General features: G+C 44.3%; 3 protein-coding genes. All 3 read right to left on the bottom strand.

The genetic code is table 11. The features are described 5' to 3' along the window. Positions 1-194: 194 nt before the first annotated feature. Positions 195-542 carry a hypothetical protein gene (locus tag ACTHUE_RS17640; RefSeq protein ID WP_004519475.1) on the bottom strand — a complete coding sequence of 116 codons (348 nt, stop codon included), beginning with the start codon at positions 540-542 and terminating at the stop codon, positions 195-197. After that, entirely contained in the window at positions 526-828 is a 303-nt protein-coding gene (locus ACTHUE_RS17635) for an integration host factor subunit alpha (RefSeq protein ID WP_003680933.1), read from the bottom strand. Before ACTHUE_RS17635 ends, ACTHUE_RS17640 begins: the two co-directional genes overlap by 17 nt. Before the next feature lie 114 nt (positions 829-942). Beyond that, the coding region (locus tag ACTHUE_RS17630; RefSeq protein ID WP_440424072.1) for a phenylalanine--tRNA ligase subunit beta at positions 943-1,809 on the bottom strand (867 nt) is incomplete at its 5' end.

The raw sequence follows: 1,809 nt of genomic DNA, 5'->3' as shown, positions 1-1,809 counted from the left end.
CCAATCGGCAAACAAGAGGCTAAGTATAACATTTACGGCTATTTCATAGAATCATTTGCAATCAAGATTCTGATATTTTGAAAGCAATATAAAACAATAAAGGCCGTCTGAAAATCATTCAAACAGCCTTTATTAGAATCAATTATGCAAATCTTTGTATGCTTTCGCACTTTTGATCAGAGTTTCCCTATCGATTACAGCTCAACATGATGGTTTTGTTGTTCAGAACCTAGATGACGCTCCAAATCAGACAAAATTTGCGTCAGACCATGACGGACTTCTTCCGCATTGGCGGCAGGATTGCCGTTTGCATCCAAAGCGCCACGGCTGAACGTATCGATATACGGTTCAAACGTATCTTTCAGTTTCAACAACTTAACAACATCTGAGCGCGTATATCGATCGCCACCGTATCCAATCACAACATTATTTTCATGTTGCCATTGGGCAAACTGAGCCGGACTGATTTGCACCAATTGGCACATTTCATCCAACGTAAAATAACGCTTGGCAGGAATAACCGGATTATTGTTGTTTGTCATAGTAATGCTCCACCATGCCTTTGAGTTTTTGGCTGGCATGGAAAGTTACCACACGGCGTGCGGTAATCGGCACTTCTTCGCCTGTTTTAGGGTTACGGCCAGGGCGTTGAGGTTTGTCGCGCAATTGGAAATTGCCGAAACCGGAAATTTTAATTTCTTCACCACGCGCCAAAGTGCTGCGGATTTCTTCAAAAAAGAGCTCGACGATTTCTTTGGCATCATTCTTGGTGACGTTGCTGACTTTGTCGACCAAAATATCAGCCAATTCTGCTTTAGTTAGTGTCATGTGTTTACCTTCATTCAAACTGGTGCAATTATTACCAAAATTCTTTTAAAAATCAAGTCCTCACCAAAAAATCAAATATTATTAGTGATTTTTAGCGACAACTTTTATCTTATTTTAAGCGCGAAGCTGTGCGTCTTTTTCGGCTGCCGCTTTAATCATTTTCGCAACCAAAGGCTCGATGACCTCATCTGTCAACGTGTTTTCCATATCTTGCAAAATGATTTTGACGGCAACGCTCTTCATGCCTTCAGGCACGCCCGTACCGCGGTAAACGTCAAACACACTGATTTCTTGAACCAGCTTGTTCGCCGCCGCTTTCAGGACATTTAACAAATCATCATGCGTCACAGCTTCAGGCATTACAAATGCCAAATCTCGGCGTGCAGGTTGGAACTTGGATACGGATTGATAACGGGTTTTCTCACGACCCAATACCGCATCCATATCGATTTCAAATACCAGCGGCGCTTGTGGCAAATCATATTTTTGCAGCCATTTCGGATGCAACTCGCCAACAAAACCAACTACTCGGCCGTCTGAAACAATATTAGCAGCACGTCCAGGATGCAATGCCGGATGTTCGGTCTTAACAAAGGATACTTCCTTGCTTTTCAAAAGGCTCTCAACATCAGCTTTCATATCGTAGAAATCCACGTTGCGTGTTTTCTCGCCCCATTGCTCAGGCAGCACGGAGCCATACCACAAACCGCCGATACGTTCGTTTTGAACAAATTGATCAGCCGAATCTTTGCTGAACACGCGGGCAATCTCAAACACGCGTACTCGGTTTTGCTTGCGGTTCAAATTGTTTTGCAAAACTTCCACCAAACCGCCGATAAGCGTAGAACGCATGACGGCATACTGCGCCGCCAACGGATTTTGCAGGCGGATAGGATTGGTATTGGCAGCAAAGTCTTGCTCCCATTGCTCATCCACAAACGCATAGCTGACCACTTCGCGGTAACCGCGAGCCGCCATTTC

It is taken from the genome of Neisseria sp. P0021.S005 (assembly GCF_051956955.1).
This window is presented reverse-complemented; position numbering and strand designations above follow the sequence as displayed.

Bases quoted from the DNA above. Each gene is read 5' to 3' on its own strand.
- ACTHUE_RS17640 (WP_004519475.1), bottom strand. From the start codon at position 542: ATGACAAACAACAATAATCCGGTTATTCCTGCCAAGCGTTATTTTACG.
- ACTHUE_RS17635 (WP_003680933.1), bottom strand. From the start codon at position 828: ATGACACTAACTAAAGCAGAATTGGCTGATATTTTGGTCGACAAAGTC.